General features: G+C 74.1%; 15 protein-coding genes. 9 read left to right on the top strand and 6 right to left on the bottom strand.

Annotated features, from left to right (window positions below; genetic code table 11):
• Nucleotides 1-331: 331 nt before the first annotated feature.
• Both erpA and ACZ31C_RS20750 read right to left on the bottom strand, forming a co-directional pair.
• A complete protein-coding gene (gene erpA / locus ACZ31C_RS20755; protein WP_007072244.1) occupies nt 332-700 on the bottom strand; it encodes an iron-sulfur cluster insertion protein ErpA in 369 nt (122 codons plus the stop codon).
• Nucleotides 701-884: 184 nt separating this feature from the next.
• On the bottom strand, nt 885-2,024 hold the full coding sequence (locus ACZ31C_RS20750) for a glycerate kinase family protein (RefSeq protein ID WP_465796678.1): 1,140 nt from the start codon (nt 2,022-2,024) through the stop codon (nt 885-887).
• Nucleotides 2,025-2,092: 68 nt separating this feature from the next.
• Here ACZ31C_RS20750 and nadA point away from each other — a divergent pair, with 68 nt between their 5' ends.
• The 3 genes from nadA to ACZ31C_RS20735 all read left to right on the top strand — a co-directional run bounded on the left by nadA (nt 2,093) and on the right by ACZ31C_RS20735 (nt 5,524).
• On the top strand, nt 2,093-3,268 hold the full coding sequence (gene nadA / locus ACZ31C_RS20745; RefSeq protein ID WP_465796677.1) for a quinolinate synthase NadA: 1,176 nt from the start codon (nt 2,093-2,095) through the stop codon (nt 3,266-3,268).
• Nucleotides 3,269-3,481: 213 nt separating this feature from the next.
• Nucleotides 3,482-4,837, top strand: a complete 1,356-nt coding sequence (gene murA / locus ACZ31C_RS20740; protein WP_465796676.1) for a UDP-N-acetylglucosamine 1-carboxyvinyltransferase — start codon at nt 3,482-3,484, stop codon at nt 4,835-4,837.
• 84 nt (nt 4,838-4,921) lie between these two features.
• Nucleotides 4,922-5,524: a DUF3043 domain-containing protein gene (locus tag ACZ31C_RS20735; RefSeq protein WP_465796675.1), complete on the top strand. Its 603-nt coding sequence runs from the start codon at nt 4,922-4,924 to the stop codon at nt 5,522-5,524.
• A 55-nt stretch (nt 5,525-5,579) separates the two neighbouring features.
• On the opposite strand, the gene ACZ31C_RS20730 is transcribed toward ACZ31C_RS20735, so the two are convergent.
• Entirely contained in the window at nt 5,580-5,888 is a 309-nt protein-coding gene (locus ACZ31C_RS20730; RefSeq protein ID WP_176094924.1) for an AzlD domain-containing protein, read from the bottom strand.
• Nucleotides 5,882-6,751 carry an AzlC family ABC transporter permease gene (locus ACZ31C_RS20725; RefSeq protein ID WP_465796674.1) on the bottom strand — a complete coding sequence of 290 codons (870 nt, stop codon included), beginning with the start codon at nt 6,749-6,751 and terminating at the stop codon, nt 5,882-5,884. The genes ACZ31C_RS20730 and ACZ31C_RS20725 overlap by 7 nt, the downstream gene beginning before the upstream one ends.
• Nucleotides 6,752-6,817: 66 nt before the next feature.
• Between ACZ31C_RS20725 and ACZ31C_RS20720 the strand changes: the two genes are divergently transcribed.
• The 3 genes from ACZ31C_RS20720 (at nt 6,818) to ACZ31C_RS20710 (ending at nt 13,962) form a co-directional block, all read left to right on the top strand.
• A complete protein-coding gene (locus ACZ31C_RS20720; RefSeq protein ID WP_396752347.1) occupies nt 6,818-7,378 on the top strand; it encodes a helix-turn-helix domain-containing protein in 561 nt (186 codons plus the stop codon).
• Nucleotides 7,379-7,803: 425 nt separating this feature from the next.
• On the top strand, nt 7,804-12,825 hold the full coding sequence (locus ACZ31C_RS20715; RefSeq protein WP_465796673.1) for a WG repeat-containing protein: 5,022 nt from the start codon (nt 7,804-7,806) through the stop codon (nt 12,823-12,825).
• A 138-nt stretch (nt 12,826-12,963) separates the two neighbouring features.
• Nucleotides 12,964-13,962 carry an aldo/keto reductase family protein gene (locus ACZ31C_RS20710; protein ID WP_449954056.1) on the top strand — a complete coding sequence of 333 codons (999 nt, stop codon included), beginning with the start codon at nt 12,964-12,966 and terminating at the stop codon, nt 13,960-13,962.
• Nucleotides 13,963-14,014: 52 nt separating this feature from the next.
• Here the strand turns inward: ACZ31C_RS20710 and ACZ31C_RS20705 are convergent, their stop codons facing one another.
• Nucleotides 14,015-14,806 carry a site-2 protease family protein gene (locus tag ACZ31C_RS20705; RefSeq protein ID WP_465796777.1) on the bottom strand — a complete coding sequence of 264 codons (792 nt, stop codon included), beginning with the start codon at nt 14,804-14,806 and terminating at the stop codon, nt 14,015-14,017.
• A complete protein-coding gene (locus tag ACZ31C_RS20700) occupies nt 14,806-15,006 on the bottom strand; it encodes a hypothetical protein (protein ID WP_350696218.1) in 201 nt (66 codons plus the stop codon). The genes ACZ31C_RS20705 and ACZ31C_RS20700 overlap by 1 nt, the downstream gene beginning before the upstream one ends.
• Before the next feature lie 180 nt (nt 15,007-15,186).
• Between ACZ31C_RS20700 and ACZ31C_RS20695 the strand changes: the two genes are divergently transcribed.
• The 3 genes from ACZ31C_RS20695 to ACZ31C_RS20685 all read left to right on the top strand — a co-directional run bounded on the left by ACZ31C_RS20695 (nt 15,187) and on the right by ACZ31C_RS20685 (nt 18,145).
• Nucleotides 15,187-15,393 carry a hypothetical protein gene (locus ACZ31C_RS20695; protein WP_131057367.1) on the top strand — a complete coding sequence of 69 codons (207 nt, stop codon included), beginning with the start codon at nt 15,187-15,189 and terminating at the stop codon, nt 15,391-15,393.
• A gap of 63 nt (nt 15,394-15,456) precedes the next feature.
• Nucleotides 15,457-17,382 carry a bifunctional adenosylcobinamide kinase/adenosylcobinamide-phosphate guanylyltransferase gene (gene cobU, locus ACZ31C_RS20690; RefSeq protein ID WP_465796672.1) on the top strand — a complete coding sequence of 642 codons (1,926 nt, stop codon included), beginning with the start codon at nt 15,457-15,459 and terminating at the stop codon, nt 17,380-17,382.
• Nucleotides 17,372-18,145 (top strand): adenosylcobinamide-GDP ribazoletransferase, encoded by a 774-nt coding sequence (locus ACZ31C_RS20685; RefSeq protein WP_465796671.1) that lies wholly within the window; start codon nt 17,372-17,374, stop codon nt 18,143-18,145. The genes cobU and ACZ31C_RS20685 overlap by 11 nt, the downstream gene beginning before the upstream one ends.
• Nucleotides 18,146-18,197: the final 52 nt, after the last annotated feature.

Raw genomic sequence — 18,197 nt, 5'->3', positions numbered from 1 at the left:
CAGCACGCCTGCCCAGCGACCAGCCCGCTCAACCTCGCCCACCGCCCACTTACCCACCCACCACCCCAAACCATCCTGCCCCCGGCCAACCCACCAACCACACCCCCGTACCCACCCCGGCCGGCGAGGTTGATCAAGGAGTTTTCGCCCTCCCGGCCGCCTCACGTGACCAAAACCTCTTGATCACCGCCGGCAGGCGGGGGCGGGCGGGAGCGCGGAGCGCGGGTGGGGTGGGGTGGGGTGGGGGTAGGGCGGGGTGGGGGTAGGGCGGGGTGGGAACGCGCGACGGCGGAACGGCCGGGGGGCCGTTCCGCCGTCGGAGGTCGGAGACTCAGCTGAAGGAGTCGCCGCAGGCGCAGGAGTTGCCTGCGTTGGGGTTGTCGATGGTGAAGCCCTGGGCGTCGATCCGGTCGGCGAAGTCGATGGTGGCGCCGGTCAGGTAGGGGGCGCTCATCCGGTCGACGACCACCTCGACACCGTCGTAGTCGGTGACGACGTCACCGTCGAGCGAACGCTCGTCGAAGAAGAGCTGATACCGCAGGCCGGAGCAGCCACCCGGCTGCACGGCGACGCGGAGCCGCAGGTCGTCGCGGCCCTCCTGCTCGATCAGGGCCTTGACCTTCTGCGCCGCGACGTCGGTGAGGACGACGGACGTGGGGGCCTTAGCCTCGGTCGACTCGGTCTGCGCTGGCGTGGTCACGTGGAATTCTCCCTGCGCGCGTTCGAAGAAGTGGTCTTCCCCTGGCCAACGTCGTTCGCCGGTCAGCGATTCCCACAGCGGTCCAGCTTCTGATTGTAGGCCGCCGAGCGCCGGGTGACCCGGCAGCGTGACCGGCCCCTCCGACGCACGCCGGACAGCAGGGCGGTCCGGGGACGACCTGCGGTCAGCGGCTCCACTGCCGGGCCAGTCGGGAGCCAAGCTCCCGCAACCCCTCGGCCGGACGCTCCATCGCCGCCGCCAGCCCGCCGCGCTCCTCGCCGCCGAAGTGCTCCACCAGGCTGTACGCGTCGGTCACGCCGACCGACGCCGCCTCGCGCCGACCGGTGCTGACCTGGCCGGCGAGCACGACGCAGGGTACGCCCCGGTCCCGGGCCGCGCCCGCCACACCGGCCACCACCTTGCCGCGCAGCGACTGGTGGTCGAACTTGCCCTCGCCGGTGACCACCAGATCGACCTCGTCGAGCACGGTCTCCAGCCCGATCGCGCGGCTGACCAGTCCGATGCCGGATTCGCACCGACCGCCGAGGGCGAGCAGTGCGGCACCGACACCGCCGGCAGCGCCGCCCCCGGGCAGCGCGCCGAGCCCGCTGGGGCAGCCCGGCAGGTCGCGTTCGAGCACCTCGGCCCAGCGCCCGAGCGCGGCGTCGAGCAGCAGCACGTCAGCGCGGTCGGCGCCCTTCTGCGGCCCGAAGACGTTGCTCGCGCCGTGCAGCCCGAGCAGCGGGTTGTCGACGTCGGTGGCGGCGATCAGGCGGGCGTCGCGCAGCCGGGGCGCCCCATCGAGCGTGGCGGCGGCGGCCAGCGCGGCACCGCCGTACGGCAGAGCGGCGCCGGTGTCGTCCAGCGGGACGGCACCCAAGGCGGTGATCATCCCGGCGCCGCCGTCGTTGGTGCCGGAGCCTCCCAGCCCGACGACCACCGTCCGGGCGCCCGCCTCGACCGCGGCGGCGATCAACTGGCCCAGCCCGTACGACGTGGTGGCCCTGGGGTTCCGTTCGGCGGGGTCGAGCAGGTGCAGTCCGCACGCCTGGGCGCTCTCCAGCCAGGCGGTCGCGCCGTCGTCGGTGAGCAGGATCTCACCGGTGACGGCACGGCCCAGGGGATCGGTCGTCGGCACCGGCACCCGCCGGCCGGACAGCGCGCCGGCGAGCACGTCGAGGAAGCCCGGCCCGCCGTCGGCCAGCGGCCTGACCAGCAGATCGTCGCCGGGCGCGATCTCCCGCCAGCCGTCGGCCACCGCAGCGGCGACCTCGGGGGCCGGCAGCGTGCCGGCGAACTTGTCCGGACAGAGCAGTACGCGCATGCCTGGCAGTGTGGCAGCCCACACCGGCTCGGGCGGCACGCTGGTCATGCTGTGGGACCATGGTCAGCGTGACGTCGACCTGGGTTGAGCCCTCCAACACCGCGACTGCGCTGCTGCTTCTCGGCCGTGGCAGCGACCCCGCCACCGAACGTGGCGTGGAGTGTCCGGGTGACCTGCCGGCACCGAGCGACCCCGATCTGGTGTCCCGGGCGGCGGCGGCCAAGGCCGCGCTCGGCGACCGGGTCTTCGTGCTGGGGCACCACTACCAGCGCGACGAGGTGATCCAGTTCGCCGACGTGACCGGTGACTCGTTCAAACTGGCCCGCGAGGCGGCCGCCCGGCCGGACGCGGAGTACATCGTCTTCTGCGGTGTGCACTTCATGGCCGAGAGCGCCGACATCCTCACCTCGGACGCGCAGCAGGTGATCCTGCCGGACCTGGCGGCGGGCTGCTCGATGGCGGACATGGCCGCGCTGCCGCAGGTCGAGAGCGCGTGGGACGTCCTGACGGAGCTGGGTATCGCGGCACAGACGGTGCCGGTGACCTACATGAACTCGTCGGCCGACATCAAGGGCTTCGTCGGTCGCAACGGCGGGGTGGTCTGCACCTCGTCGAACGCCAAGCGGGCCCTGGAGTGGGCCTACGAGCAGGGCGAGAAGGTGCTCTTCCTGCCCGACCAGCACCTGGGCCGCAACACGGCCGTGCTGGAAATGGGCTTCTCGCTGGACGACTGTGTGCTCTACGACCCGCACAAGCCGGGCGGTGGGCTGACGCCCGAGCAGCTTCGCGACGCACGGATGATCCTGTGGCGGGGGCACTGTTCGGTGCACGGCCGGTTCACCCTCGACAGCGTCAACGACGTACGCGAGCGGGTGCCGGGCGTGAACGTGCTGGTGCACCCCGAGTGCCGGCACGAGGTGGTCAACGCCGCCGATCTGGTCGGTTCGACGGAGTACATCATCCGTACGATCGAGGCGGCTCCGTCCGGTTCGGCATGGGCGGTCGGCACCGAGCTGAATCTGGTCCGCCGACTCGCGCTGGCGCACCCGGACAAGCAGATCATGTTCTTGGACAAGGCCGTCTGCTATTGCTCGACGATGAACCGCATCGATCTGCCGCACCTGGTGTGGGCGCTGGAAGAGCTGGTCGCGGGTCGGGTGGTCAACCGGATCACCGTCGACGCGGACACCGCGCACCACGCGCGGGTGGCGCTGGACCAGATGCTCGCGCTACCCGGCGCCTGATCACTCTCGGCAACCATTGCCGTACACAAAAGTGCCGGATCACCGATAAATGCCCCCAGGGGTAGTGTGACCGGATCCATTCTCATCACAGAGGGCTATGCTGCCGGGCGGACGAGACACCGCGGGCGTGTGCGTTTGGCCGCGACCGCGCCGTGGGTAGCCACCTGCGGTGACCCAGATCGATACGGCAGCACGCACGCGCTGGAGGTTGCGTTGACCGACGACGTCCTGGTCGTACACGGAGGCACCCCGCTTCAAGGGCGGATCCGCGTGCGCGGTGCGAAGAACCTGGTTTCCAAGGCGATGGTCGCCGCCCTGCTGGGCGACAGCCCGAGCCGGTTGTTCGACGTACCCAAGATTCGCGACGTGGAGGTGGTCCGGGGCCTGCTCGGGCTGCACGGCGTCAAGGTGACCGACGGCCTCGAGGACGGCGAGCTGGTCTTCGACCCCGCCAACGTGGAGAGCGCCAGCACCGACCAGATCAACGTGCACGCCGGTTCCAGCCGCATCCCGATCCTGTTCTGCGGACCGCTGCTGCACCGCCTCGGGCACGCCTTCATCCCGGACCTGGGCGGCTGCCACATCGGCCCCCGGCCGATCGACTTCCACCTCCAGGCGTTGCGGGAGTTCGGTGCCACGGTCGAGAAGACCCCCGAGGGGCTGCACCTGTCCGCCCCGAACGGGCTGCACGGCACCAAGTTCTCGCTGCCCTACCCGAGTGTGGGCGCGACCGAGCAGGTGCTGCTCACCGCCGTGATGGCCGAGGGCGTCACCGAGCTGCGCAACGCCGCCGTGGAGCCGGAGATCATCGACCTGATCTGCATCCTGCAGAAGATGGGCGCGATCATCAAGGTGCACACCGACCGGGTCATCGAGATCCAGGGCGTGCCCCGACTGCACGGCTACACGCACCGGCCGATCCCGGACCGGATCGAGGCGGCGAGTTGGGCCGCGGCGGCCCTGGCCACCCGCGGTCACGTCGAGGTGCTCGGTGCCGAGCAGGCCGACATGATGACCTTCCTGAACGTCTTCCGCTCGGTCGGCGGCGAGTACGAGGTGACCGACGCCCGCCCGCCGAAGCTGGGGCACCCGGGCCAGGAGGGCGGCATCCGGTTCTGGCACCCGGGCGGCGAGCTGAACGCGGTGGCCCTGGAGACCGACGTGCACCCGGGCTTCATGACCGACTGGCAGCAGCCCCTGGTGGTGGCGCTGACCCAGGCGCGGGGCCTGTCGATCGTCCACGAGACGGTCTACGAGCAGCGGCTGGGCTACACCGAGGCGCTCAACACGATGGGCGCGAACATCCAGGTCTACCGGGACTGCCTGGGCGGCACCCCGTGCCGCTTCGGCCGGCGCAACTTCAAGCACTCGGCGGTGATCGCCGGGCCGAGCAAACTGCACGCGGCCGACCTGGTCATCCCCGACCTGCGGGCCGGTTTCAGCCACCTGATCGCCGCGCTGGCCGCCGAGGGCACCTCCCGGGTGTACGGCGTCGACCTGATCAACCGGGGCTATGAGGACTTCGAGGCGAAGCTCGCCGACCTCGGCGCGCACGTCGAGCGACCCTGACCTCGACCGGGGACTCCGGCCCCTCCCGCACGGGTCCGGTGCACCGATGTGCACCGGCCTCGTGGCGTTGGCTACCCTTGCCGCGTGCCGTCGCTGTTTCGTCGTAAGTCCGCCGACCTCGCCGATCCCGTCACCGAGCCGGAGACCCCGGCCGAGGAGGAGTCGGAGTCCACTCGTGCGCGTGGTTACACGCCGGGCAAGGGACGGGAGACGCCCAAGCGGCCCGTCACCGGCCGTCGGCCGGCCGGCGCGACCAAGCCGCTGAGCAAGGACGAGGCCAAGGCGCTGCGTCGCCAGCGGCGCGCCGAGGCGTCGGCGGAGTTCCGGCGCGAGGGCGGTCCGCGCGACCGCGGGCCGGAGCGGCTGCTCGCCCGCAACGTGGTGGACTCCCGACGGACCGTCGGCACCTGGTTCTTCGGCGGCGCGCTGGTCGTGCTGATCGGCTCCAACCAGGCGATGCCCCCGGAGATCCGGCTCGCCTCGAACCTGCTCTGGGGCGCGCTGGCGCTGGGCGTGGTGATCGACTCCGTGCTCATCTCGCGCAAGATCAAGAAGCTGGTCCGGGAACGCTTCCCCCGCACCGACCAGCGGATGGGCTCGCTCTACTTCTACGCGATCATGCGGTCGATCACCTTCCGCAAGCTGCGTACCCCGGAGCCGCGGGTCGCCCTCGGCGACCCGGTCTGACCCGCCGGTCGCCGCCGCGCGGCGGCGACCCTCTCCGGCCCGCGACCGGCACCGGTCACGGCACGCCGAGCAGGCGCAGCACCGCAGCGGTGCCGGCGGCGGCGAGAACCACCACCACGAACGGCGCGCGTCGCCAGGCCAGCGCCACCCCGACCAGCACCCCCGCCGGTCGAGCCCAGCCGGCGAAGCCGCCCGCCTCGGTCAGCGCCGCGGTGGCCGCCAGCGCCGCCAGCAGGGCCGCCGCGCCGACCGGCAGCAACTGCCGCGCCCACGCCGGCAGGTCGAGCCGGTCCCGCAGCAGCACCCCGGCGACCCGGAAGGCGTACGTCCCGACGGCCAGCGCCACGATCGCCGCGATCAGCACGGCTCCTTCTCCCCTCGCCCGGCCGGCACCGGATCGGCCCCCGGCACGTCGACCGTCGGTGTGTCGACCGGCTGCGTAGCGATCTGCGGCCGATTGCCCGACTCGGGTGCCTCCAGCGCGTCGCCCGGCATGGAGTTCTGCGGCGTACCGCCCGGCGCGGCGGTCTGCGCTGCGTCGACCCGCGTCCGGCCGGTCCGGATCCGTTGGACGGCCAGCAGGCCCGGGCCGGCCAGGGCGAGCAGCACCGGCAGGCCGGCGGGGAGCAGCGGCGTGGTGAGTACCGCCACCACGGCACCGGCCAGCGCCATCCGCCGGGTCTCGGGATCACGCAGGCTGGGCAGCAGCAGGGCGATCAGGCCGGCCGGGAAGGCCGCGTCCAGGCCGAGTGCGGCCGGGTCACCGGCCACCCCGCCGGCCAGCACGCCGAGCACGGTGCCGGCGTTCCAGGCCAGGAAGAGCAGCACCCCGGCGAGCCAGAACGCCCGGCGGCGGTCGGCACCGGGCGGCCGGGCCAGGGTGAACGCGGTCGCCTCGTCGGTCATCAGGTGACTGCCGAGCAGACGGTGCCGCAGTCGGCGGCCGATCGTGTCACCGAGGGTCAACCCGAACGGCAGATGCCGGGCGTTGAGCAGCAGCCCGGCGAGGACGGCGGCGACCGGGTTGCCGGCGGCCAGCAACCCGACCGCCATGAACTGCGCGCCGCCGGCGTACACCAGGACCGACATCGTCACGGCGGCCCAGCCGGGAACTCCGGCCGCCACGGCGACCGCGCCGAACGAGGCGCCCACGGCGACCATCGCCGCCGCGATGGCGGCGACGTCCCGGAGTACGCCGGCCCCCGGTGTTCGTTCTGGCGTACGCATGGTTCATCATGATGAACACGCCGCTGATGTTCGTCAAATAGAACAGCATGACCGACGGAGCGAACCATGGCCCCCGAACCCACTCCCCCGTTGGCCACCATCGCCGCCGCCCTCCGCTACGAACGGCAACGGGTGGGCATCTCCCTCACCGAGCTCGCCCGGCGGGCCGGCATCGCCAAGTCGACGCTGTCGCAACTGGAGTCCGGTGTCGGCAACCCGAGTGTGGAGACACTGTGGGCGCTCGGAGTGGCGCTCGACGTGCCGTTCAGCCGGCTGGTCGAGCCGCCGGCCACCACGGTCCGGGTGGTCCGGGCCGGGGACGGCCCCCGCATCCGTTCCGAGCACGCCGACTTCGTCGGCACGCTGCTGACCGCCGGAGCCGCGCACGCCCGCCGGGACGTGTACCTGATCGAGCTGGAGCCGGGCCGGGTACGTACCGCCGACCCACACACCCCGCGCAGCGTGGAGCACGTGGTGGTGGGCGCCGGTCGACTGCGCTGCGGCCCCGAACAGGACCAGGTGGAACTCGGCCCGGGAGACTACGCGACCTTCCCGGGCGACGCCCCGCACCGCTACGAGGCCCTCGCACCGGGTACGTTCGCGGTGCTGGTGATGGAGCATCCCTGACTCGCGACGGGTGCCGCGACGGCGAGTTGACCAAGGGTTGCGGATCGCGGGAAGTCCGACCCGATCAAAGCCCTAAATGTCCTGATCAATAGGATAACGTTTGAGTTCGACGAGGGTGCCGCAGTGGCGGTGAACGAGCCCACGCCGCTACCCTCCATGCGCAGCCATTCGGTGCCGGGACGAGCGACTTCACCGGCCCGCAGGGGTGCCCAGCGCGACCATTTCCGACGAGGTGACATCGGCGTGAGCGAGCGGACGCGAGCCGACCACCGGGGCGCGCCCGTGCACGGGCGGACGTCGGTCCCGTGGTCTGCCGTGACCTTGCCTTCCGGTGTCGCGCCGTCCGTCGGGCCGGCCCGAGACCGCCATGCCGCAGCCGGCGCCGCCACCCGGCGACGTCCCGGCCGCAGCGACGGGCCCTGCGGATGAGTCGCGGCTACGCCGACCGGTGGCCGGGCCCCGCCGATCCGTCCTGGGTCGTCGAACCGACGGCCGAGTGGCAACCCCAGTTCCCGGGCCAGCGATACCCGGGTGACATCGGCCTCGACCACCAGCCGCCACCCGGCCGCAGCCGGTCCAGCGCGGTCGGCCGCGCCGAGGTGCCGCCACTCGCTCCGACCCGGCCGGACGGCACGTACGTGGGCCGGTCCTGGGACGACGAGCCGGACGGTCGGCCGGGACGGCAGGAGATCCCGGAGCCCCGACGCCACGACGGGCCCACCAGCGCGCCACCGTACGACCGGTCGCTCGCCGGTGCGCGTCCGGAGCGACCCGGCCCCGAGGGCCGATGGTCCGAGCGCGAACGGGACGGGATCACCTGGTCCGAGATGGGCGCCCAGGGTGCCGCCGGTACACCGACTCGTCACGACCAGCGCGACCCCGACCGGTACCCGCCGAGGGACCCGGACCGCCGCGACCGGTACGCCCCGCCCGACCCGGACCGCCGCGACCCACGGGAACCCGACCGCTACGCCCGACGCGACCCGGACCGCCGCGACCCACGGGAACCCGACCGGTACGCCCGACGCGACGCCGACCGCCGCGACGCCGACCGCTACGCCCGCCGTGACCCGGACCGACGCGACCCCGACCGACGGGACCCGGACCGACGGGACCGGGACCGTTTCGGCTGGGACGCCCCCGAGCGCGGTGACGCCGACTGGTATGACCGCGATCCGGACCGACGCGACGCCAACCGACGCGACGCAGACAGGCGCGACCCAGACAGGCGCGACGCAGACCGGCCTGCCCCGGACCGGCGCGACGCAGACAGGCGCGCTCCGGACCGGCGCGACCCGGACCGGCGCGACCCGGACGGCCGTGACCCGGACCGGTACGCTCGCCGTGATCCGGACCGACGCGACGACCGAGACCCCGACCGGTACGCCCGCCGTGGGACTGACCCACGCGACCCGGACCGCTTCGCCCGACGCGATCCGGACCGACGCGACGACCGTGACCCGGACCGCTATGCCCGACGCGATCCGGACCGACGCGACGACCGGGATCAGGAGCGCTATGCCCGGCGTGGCCCGGACCGGTGGGACGAGCGCGACCCCGACCGCCACCCCCAGCGCCCACGTCGGTCCGAACCCGTCGGGCGCGACGGCCGCTGGGACCGGGATGCGCCGATCTCCCCGGCCGGACGCGCGGAGCCCGGTTGGGCCGCAGAGCCGGACGACGACCGGCGTCGGCCCTCCGCCGCGCGTCGACCGGCCGAGGACGCCGACCGGCGGCCGACCGGTGAATCCTCCTCACGGCCCCGCTACCAGTGGAGCAGCCACCCTGGCGAGCCGTCGGTCGACGACCGGCCGTCGGTGGAGCGGTACGACTACCGCGAGGACTTCAGCGTGGGCGACCCGGACAGCGCCCCGTACCCGGACGGCTACGTCGACGAGGAGCCGATCCGCACCCGCGACGAGTGGGAGCGTCCCGAACCACCGGAACGGGATGCGGCACCCACGAGCGGGGACCTGCCATGGCCCGCCCCCGGGCCGCTGCGCCCGAGCACCGGACGGGACCACCGCGAGTACCAGCGACCGGCGGCTCCCGAGCCCGGTACCGACCGGCACCGACCGGACGAGCGTCGCCGCGCCGACGAATTCCCGGACCCGGCGGGGCCCGAGCGGTTCGACTCGGACCGCCCGGCCGCCCGACGGCCCGACCTCGACCGACCCGTCTCCGCGGCTCCCGACGACGACGTCCTCCGGACTGGCCGCCCCCATCTGTCGGTGGTCCCCGACCGACCGGTCAGCCCCGCGCCGGACTCGGACCGCCCGGTGTCGCCCGCCGCCGGTCGCGCCCGGCCCGTCTCTCCCGCACCGGAGCGTGGTCGGCCCGACGTCACGCACCGGGACCGGCCGCTCACCGTGGTCCCGGACCGGCCCGACGACACCGACCGCGATCGGACCACCGGCGGTCGCCCAGATCGGGAACGTCCCGACCGTCCGGACCCGAACCGGGACCGGCCCGCCGCAGCCGCCGGGAACCGCACGCCGGCCGGGGACACCGTCCGGCCGGCACCACTGCACCAGCACGAGGTACGCCCGGCTCCGCTGCACGAGCACCAGGTTCGTCCCGCACCCCTGCACGACCAGCCGGTCGTCGCCACCCCGCCGCCGACCCCGGCACCCTCGGTCGCGGCGGCACCACCCGCCGCCGGTCCGTCACCGGTGCGTCCGGTCTCCGCGCCGCCGACGCAGCGCGCCGTTCCGCCGCCACCGGCCCCCGCCACGCCGCCGGTCTCCGCACCCCCGAGCCACCGACCGGTCAGCGCGCCGCCGAGCCACCGACCGGTCGCGACACCGCCACCGACCTCCGCACCACCCAGCCACCGACCGGTCAGCGGACCACCGAGCCACCGACCCGCCGTTGTCCCGCCGCCGGTCTCCGCGCCACCGTTCTCCGCGCCACCGAGTCAGCGTCCAGTCAGCGCACCGCCAGCAGCCTCGGCATCGCCGAGTCACCGCCCGGTCTCCGCACCGCCCACGCACGCGCCGACGACCGCCGGGCCGGCACGCCCGCCACTCGACCGCAGGCCGATCGAACGGCCACCAGCCGACCGCCCACCACTCGACCACACGCCGGTCGAGCGGCCACCGGTCGAACGGTCCGGGTCGGAGAGGTCGGAGCCACGGCCCGCCACCCGGAAGCCGACCCGTTTCCTCCCGCCGCCGGCCGAGCCGGCCGCACACTCGCCGTCCCCGGCACCGACGGAGAGCGGAGCCGGATGGTTCGGGGCAGCCGATCCCGGTCCGGCGGTCACCCCCGACCGGCCCGCCCGTCACGGTTCCCCCGAGGCACCTGAGCCGTCGTGGTTCAGCGCCGGGCCGGCCGAGACGACGGACCGGCCGATCTCGGCACCGCCGACGCCGTCCCTCTCGACGCCGTCGTTCCGCGCCGATGTCGACATGTCGGCACGCCCGGCCTCCGGGCCACCCGCGACACCGGTCTCCGGACCACCCGCACGGCCGATCTCCGGACCGCCGGACCGACCCGTCTCAGGAATCCCGGACCGGCCGGTCTCGGGACCGCCGGCCCGACCGGTGTCCGCGCCCGTGTTCCCGGAGACGTCCGTGGTGTCCGCCGCCGGGCCGTCCGATCCTTACTCGACGGACCCGGTACCGCAGCTCGCCATCCCGGTCTCCGCGCCGCCGGTCCTCGACACCTCGACGCCGGTCTCCGCACCACCCGGACCGCGCCCGGCGGAGCGGGACTTGCCGGCACCGGTCTCCGCACCGCCCGTCGCCCCGGTCTCCGCCGTGCCCGCCGCCCCGTCGGTTCGGACGAGCGTCACGGGCACCTCGCCGGAGACGGAGAGGTTCCCGGACCTCGACGACTCGTCGACGCCCGCCGCGCCGGTGTCCGCACCGCCGCACGACCCGACCACACCGTCGGACACCTCAGCGCCGTCGGATACCTCAGCGCCGTCGGACACCTCAGCGCTGTCGGACGACGCGGCAGCACCGACCACCGGCACCACGCCGTCCAGCGCCGGTACCGCGCCGTCGGACACCGGGATGCCACCGGCGGACACCGACGACATGCTCTCCGGGACCGACCGCCCGGCCACGGACGCCGGCTCGGCCGCATCGGACGACGAGCCGGAGCCCGACGAGGCACCAGAGCCGGAGGACGAGCCCGAGGCACCGGCCGACCCGGAGCAGGTGCTGGCGCACTACCCCTGGCGGCTCGACCCGACGACGCTGCGCGAACTGGTCGACGATCCCGAGGAACTGCGGGAGCTTCGGCAGGGGCTCACCGACAAGCTCGCCTCCGCCCTGGACAACCGTTCCCGCGCCCGGTTGCTGAGCCTGCGGGCGGTGGCGTCGCGCGTACTCGGAGATCTCGACGACGCGGTGGACGACGGCCGGATGGCGCTGACCTACGCGGAGGCGACCGGCGAGCTGCGGCGGTCCGCGCTGGCGCAGGCCCGGTTGGCGCACGTGCTGCGCTGGCGGGGCGAGTTCGCCGAGGCCGACCGGTTGTTCGCGGAGGCCAACTCGGTGGAGCTGCCCGACCGGTTGCGCGCCGCGTTGCACGAACACGCCGCGCGCTCCTGCTATGACCAGGGCCGCCTGATGGAGGCGTGCCACCACTTCGAGCGCGCCCTCGACCTGCGCGGCGAGGGGGACGCCGAGTTGCTGGCCCGGGTACGCGTCGGCCTGGACGCGATCGCGGCGCGCGCCGAGGAGGGCGGCTTCGGGCCGTACCCGCGAAGTTGGGACGAGGTGTTGGAGCGGGAGCGGCCGCCGGTGCCGGCCCGCGACGGCGACGAGGGCCTGTGGGGGTACGCGGACGGCGAGGGTGACCTGGTCGTGCCGGCCCGGTACGCCGAGGCCCAGCCGTTCCGGGAGGGTCTGGCCTGGGTACGCGGCACGCAGAGCGACCGGTGGTCGTTGATCGACCTGACCGGCGAGACAGTGGTCGAGTCGACCTACCTCGCGGCCCGGCCCTTCTCCGACGGGCTGGCCTGGGTGGTGCGCGACGACAGCGGCTGGCTGGCGGTGGACACCGCCGGTGCGGTGGTGGTGCCGCCCGGCTTCGCCGAGGTGCGGCCGTTCCGCCGGGGCGTGGCGGCGGTCCGGCGGGACGGGTGGGGTGCCGTCGACCGCACCGGGCAGATCGTGGTGCCGACCCGCTACCACGGTTTCCACACCACCCTCGCCGACGGCCGGTACGTCGACGGGTTCACCGACGAGGGGCTGGCCGTGGTCGACCTGGCCGGACGCAAGGGTGTGGTGGACCGGACCGGTCAGGTGCTGGTCGCCCCGGCCCACCCGGTGCTGCTGATCCATCCGGTGGCGTTCCTGGCCACCAACGGCGTCGGACAGTGGGGCGCGCTGGACCGGCGCGGCGGGTCTCTGATCGCCCCGGTGTTCCGCAACCCGGACGAGGTCGTCGCCGAGATCGAGGGACTGCTCAGCGACACCAGCCCGATGCTCTGACCTGGACGGACCGCTCGTCGCGACCGAGGTGCGGTGGTCGTCCGCAACCGGCACGCCACCGACGACGGTGGCCACGTCGGCCGGTGCGTCGAGAATCGCCCTGGCCGTTCGTACCCCCGGTGGGGCTAGGGTCGTGGCATGGAATTCCGACACCTGGGCCGCTCCGGCCTGATGGTCAGCGAGATCTCGTACGGCAACTGGATCACCCATGGCTCGCAGGTCGAGGAGGACGCCGCGTTCGCCTGCGTCCGAGCCGCCCTGGACGCCGGCATCACCACCTTCGACACCGCCGACGTGTACGCCGGCACCCGCGCCGAGGACGTCCTCGGCCGGGCGCTGGAGCAGGAGCGGCGCGAGGGCCTGGAGATCTTCACCAAGGTGTACTGGCCCACCGGTCCGGGCCGCAACGACCGGGGCCTGTCCCGCAAGCACATCATGGAGTCGATCAACGGGTCGCTGCGCCGGCTGCGGACCGACTACGTCGACCTGTACCAGGCCCACCGGTACGACTACAGCACGCCGCTGGAAGAGACGATGGAGGCGTTCGCCGACGTCGTGCACTCCGGCAAGGCGCACTACATCGGGGTCTCCGAGTGGAAGGCGTCGCAGATCCGCGAGGCCCACGCCCTCGCCCGGGAGCTGCGTATCCCGCTGGTCTCCAGCCAGCCGCAGTACTCGATGCTCTGGCGGGTCATCGAGAGCGAGGTCGTACCGACCAGTGAGGAACTGGGCATCGGTCAGATCGTCTGGTCCCCGATGGCACAGGGCGTCCTCACCGGCAAGTACCTTCCCGGCCAGCCGCCGCCCGCCGGGTCCCGGGCCACCGACGAGAAGTCCGGCGCCGGCTTCATCGCCAAGTGGCTCACCGACGACGTGCTGACCCGGGTGCAGCAGCTGCGGCCGCTGGCCGACCAGGCCGGGCTGACCATGGCCCAGCTCGCCGTCGCCTGGGTGCTGCAGAACCCGAACGTCTCCTCGGCGATCATCGGCGCGTCCCGCCCCGAGCAGGTGCACGACACCGTCAAGGCGGCCGGGGTCAAGCTCGACGCCGGTCTGCTCAAGGCGATCGACGAGATCGTCGAGCCGGTCACCGAGCGGGACCCGGCGCGTACCGAGTCGCCGGCCGAGCGGCCCTGACCCGGCCCGTCCCCGGCCGAGGCAGGCACGTGCCCCGGCCGGGGACGGCGGTTCAGCTCTGCCAGAAACGGACCAGGTCCAGGCCGGTGGCGTAGAGCCAGGGCGGCAGGCCCAGGACGTCACCGATGGCGAAGACCGCGCCGAAGAACCAGCCGCCGATCGTCGGGTTCCACAGCAGCGCGAACAGCAGGATGAAGCCGTACGGCGCGAAGAGGTCGTACATCTTCCGGTACGGCGGGCTCAGCCACGGCTGCATCATGTTGCCGCCGTCGAGCCCCGGCACCGGGAGCAGGTTGAGCAGGCTGGCGGTGACCTGGAGGAAGGCGAGCAGGGCGACGGCGGCCCAGAACTCCACCGGCCCGCCGCCCGACGAGCCGAGACGCAGCACCGCCACCAGCACCAGCGCGAACACCACGTTGGTGGCCGGGCCGGCGAGGCTGACCAGGGTGTGTCGCAGTCGTCCGGCGATCACGTGCCGGTCCACCCAGACCGCACCGCCGGGCAGTCCGATGCCGCCGAGCAGCACCACCGCCACCGGCAACGCGATGGAGAGCAGCGGGTGGCTGTACTTGAGCGGATTGAGCGTCAGGTAGCCGCGGTGGGCCACCCCCCGGTCACCGAACCGGTACGCGACCACGGCGTGGGCGTACTCGTGCAGGCAGAGCGAGACCAGCCAGCCGGTGACCACGAAGCCGAACACGGCGAGTCGGACGTTGCCCACCCCGTGCCAGGTCAGCAGCGCGCTGGTGACCAGCAACGCGACCAGGGCGAGGAACACCGGGCTGGGCCGGAACGCGGCCCGGGGTACCCCCAGCACCAGCGGCTCGGGGTCCCGGGGTGGCATCACTGGGCCGGAGGTTGGAGGCTCATCCGGTAGTCCACCCGGTCGTCCTCCAGCAACGTGACCGAGGTGACGCCGGACGCCGCGAGCTCCCGCCAGGTCTGGCCGATCCAGGACTCGGCGTCGGCCTGGCTGCCGAACGACTCCCCCGGCCCGTCGACCGACTCGCCGTTCGCGCCCTCGTACCGCCAGCTCCACGCCATGTGCGCGTCTCCCCTCGCCGCTGATGTCCCGCTGGGACGGGACCCCCGCCAGCGTAGTCGCACCGCACCGCCGACCGCCCGGCCACGGGCGTCGATCGAGGGCGGACCGGTGCGCGGTCGGTGGTTGACCGTCGCCGGGCCGGGTATCTCCGGGGGAACCGGATCTTCACGGAGGCGACGATGACGACACCCATCCCGGAGATGGACACGGCACAGCTTCGCGACATGGCGGTACGCGGCGGTATCCAGGGCGCACGGGAGATGGACCGGGAGGAACTGGTCGACGCCCTGGTCGCCCGCCCCGGCGAAGGTGCCTGGCAGGAGGACCCGAAGCCGGCGGACGTCAACCCCAACGACTACATGTACCAGTCCCCCGAGCCTCGGTGAGCTGGCGCGGGAGCGTGGCCCTGCGGTGCCGCTCCCGCCCGGACGGCCGTTAAGGTACGAGCCATGTCCCTAGACGGGTGGAACACGCTCCTGGTGCTCGGCGGCATCCGCTCCGGCAAGTCGGAGTTCGCCGAGGCCCTGGTGGCCGACGCGGTCACGGTCCGGTACGTGGCCACCGCCGCCGGCGGAGGCGACGACGACGCGGAGTGGGCGGCTCGGATCGCCACGCACCGGGAGCGCCGGCCGGCGACCTGGAGCACCGAGGAGACGGCGGACGACCCGCGCCGACTGGCCGACGTGATCGCCAGCGCCCGGCCGGACGAGACGTTGCTCGTCGACGACCTCGGCGGCTGGGTCACGGTGCTGCTCGACCCGGCCCACCAGCCGGCCGACGACACCGCGACCGTCGCCGAGCTGGCCGCCGCCGTCCGGGACTGCCCGGCACGGCTGGTGCTGGTCAGCCCCGAGGTCGGGCTCTCCCTGGTGCCGACCACGCCGCTGGGTCGGGCCTTCACCGACGCGCTGGGCGCGGTCAACCGGGCCGTCGCCGACGCCTGCGACACCGTGGTGCTGGTGGTCGCCGGCCAGCCGGTCCGGCTGAAGCCGGCCACGCCCGAGCCGGCGCCGACCGTCGAGACCTCGCCGAGCCCGTCCGCCGCCGTCAACGGCACGGCGGTGCCCGCACAGGCGGGCCCGATCGGCTCGCGGCCGGCCGACGGTGCCGTGGCGCTGCCCGCGTCGCCTCCGGTGACCACCCCGGAGGTACCAGCCGCACCGGCGCCGGTCCCGGCCGCCGACGACACCGGGTGGACCGCGCCCACCATGACGCTGCCGGTGGCCGACACCGGCCTGGTCATCCAGCCGGGCATGGACCTTCCGATGCCCGACGACTACGCCGGTCCGCAGGCGGTGGACCGGCTGGCCACGCTCGACGTACCCGGCACTGGGCTCGGCGTCTTGGAACAGGTGGTCTCGTTCGCCGCCGCCACCCAGGGCACCCCGACCCCGGCACCCTGGCAGTCGGTCCGGGTGCTGCTGCTGCACGGCGACCACGACGGCGGAAGCTCCGCCGGCACCCGGCCCGGGGAGTCGGCCCGGCGTGCCGAGGCGACCCGCGCCGGTCAGGGTGTGCTCGCCCGGCTGGCCGCCGAGAGCGGGGCGAGCCTGCAGGTGGTGGAGGCGCCCACCGCCGCCGCCATCGAGCACGGCCCGGCGCTCACCGCCGAGCAGGTCGACGCCGCGCTGCGGTACGGCTGGCGGCTGGCCGAGGAGGCCGTGGACTCCGGCGTACAACTGCTGGTGGTGGCGGCGTGCGGCGCCGGTACCGAGGCCGCGGCGGCGGCGGTGCTGGCCGCGACCGCCGGTGCCGAGGCGCCCGCCGTGCTCGGCCGGGTGGTCACCTCCGACGGCGAGATCGACGACGTGGCCTGGATGGCCCGGTGCGCAGCCGTCCGGGACGCCCTGCACCGCACCCGGCGGGCCTCCCGGGACGCCAAGGACGTGCTGGCCCAGCTCGGCGGCGGCGACATCGCCGTGGCCACCGGCCTCCTGCTGGGGGCGACCGCGCGCCGCACGCCGGTGCTGCTGGACGGACCGGTCGGCGTGGCCGCCGGCCTGGTCAGCCGGGACCTGGCCGGGCAGGCGCGGCACTGGTGCATGCTGGCCGACCACGGCGGGCACCCGGCCGTCAAGCTGGCCTCCGACGTGCTCGGCCTGAGCCCGCTCGCGCAGCTACGGCTGGACCTCGGCGAGGGTGCCAACGCGTTGACCGTGCTGCCGCTGCTGCGCTCGGTGCTGGCGCTGGCCGCCGCGCTGCCGCCCCGCCCGTCGCACGACACGGCCGACGACGTGGACGAAGCCGGCGACGGGGACCCGACCGATGAGCCGGAGCCGGTCGAGGAGGACGAGCCGGACTTCCGCGAGCCCGAGCCGGCGGGCCCGGGACCGACCAGCACCGAACCGGCGGAGCAGGGCACGCGTGCCGGCTGAGCCCCGGCTCGGCGACGGGGCGCGGCTGGCCCTGACCACGTTCACCATCCTGCCGGTACGCGCCGGCCGGATCGACCGGACCACGGCCGGTACGGCGATGGCGCTCGCCCCGCTGGTCGGCGCCCTGCTGGCCGTGCCGCTCGGCGCTCTCCTGCTGCTGCTCGACGCGGTCACCGCGCCGCTGGTCGCCGCCGGGGTGACCGTCGCAGCAGGCGCCCTGCTCACCCGGGGTCTGCACCTGGACGGGCTGGCTGACACGGTGGACGCGCTCGGGTCGTACCGGCGGGGGCCGGCCGCGCTGGAGATCATGAAGAAGCCGGACGTCGGGCCGTTCGGCGTGGTCGCCCTGGTGCTCGTCCTGCTGGTGCAGGCCGCGGCGCTGGCGGAGCTGGCCGGCCGGTCCCGGCCGACAACGTTCGCGGCGGTGCTGGCGGCCGTGGCGGCCGGTCGGCTCGGGGTCTCGCTGGCCTGCCGGCGGGGTGTCCCGGCGGCCCGTCCGGACGGGCTCGGCGCACTGGTCGCCGGCACCGTCGGGCCGGTCACGCTGGCCGTGGCGACGGTCGCCGTGGCGCTGGCGGCGGTCCCGGCCGTGCCGGATCGCCCCTGGCAGGGACCGCTCGTCGTGCTCGCCGCGCTGGCCGTCGCGGCCGGGCTGCTGCGACACGTGGTACGCCGCCTCGGCGGCATCACCGGCGACGTGCTCGGCGCCACCGTGGAGCTGGTCACCACGCTGGTCTACCTGGGTCTGGTGCTGTCCGGCTGAGCCGTGCGACCACCGGCGGGTAGCGTTCCTTGTCGACAGCACCGGCGCGGCC

This window comes from Micromonospora sp. NPDC023869 (assembly GCF_055559695.1).
Note: the sequence above shows the minus strand (reverse complement) of the source record. Positions and strands in the feature narration are given on the sequence as shown.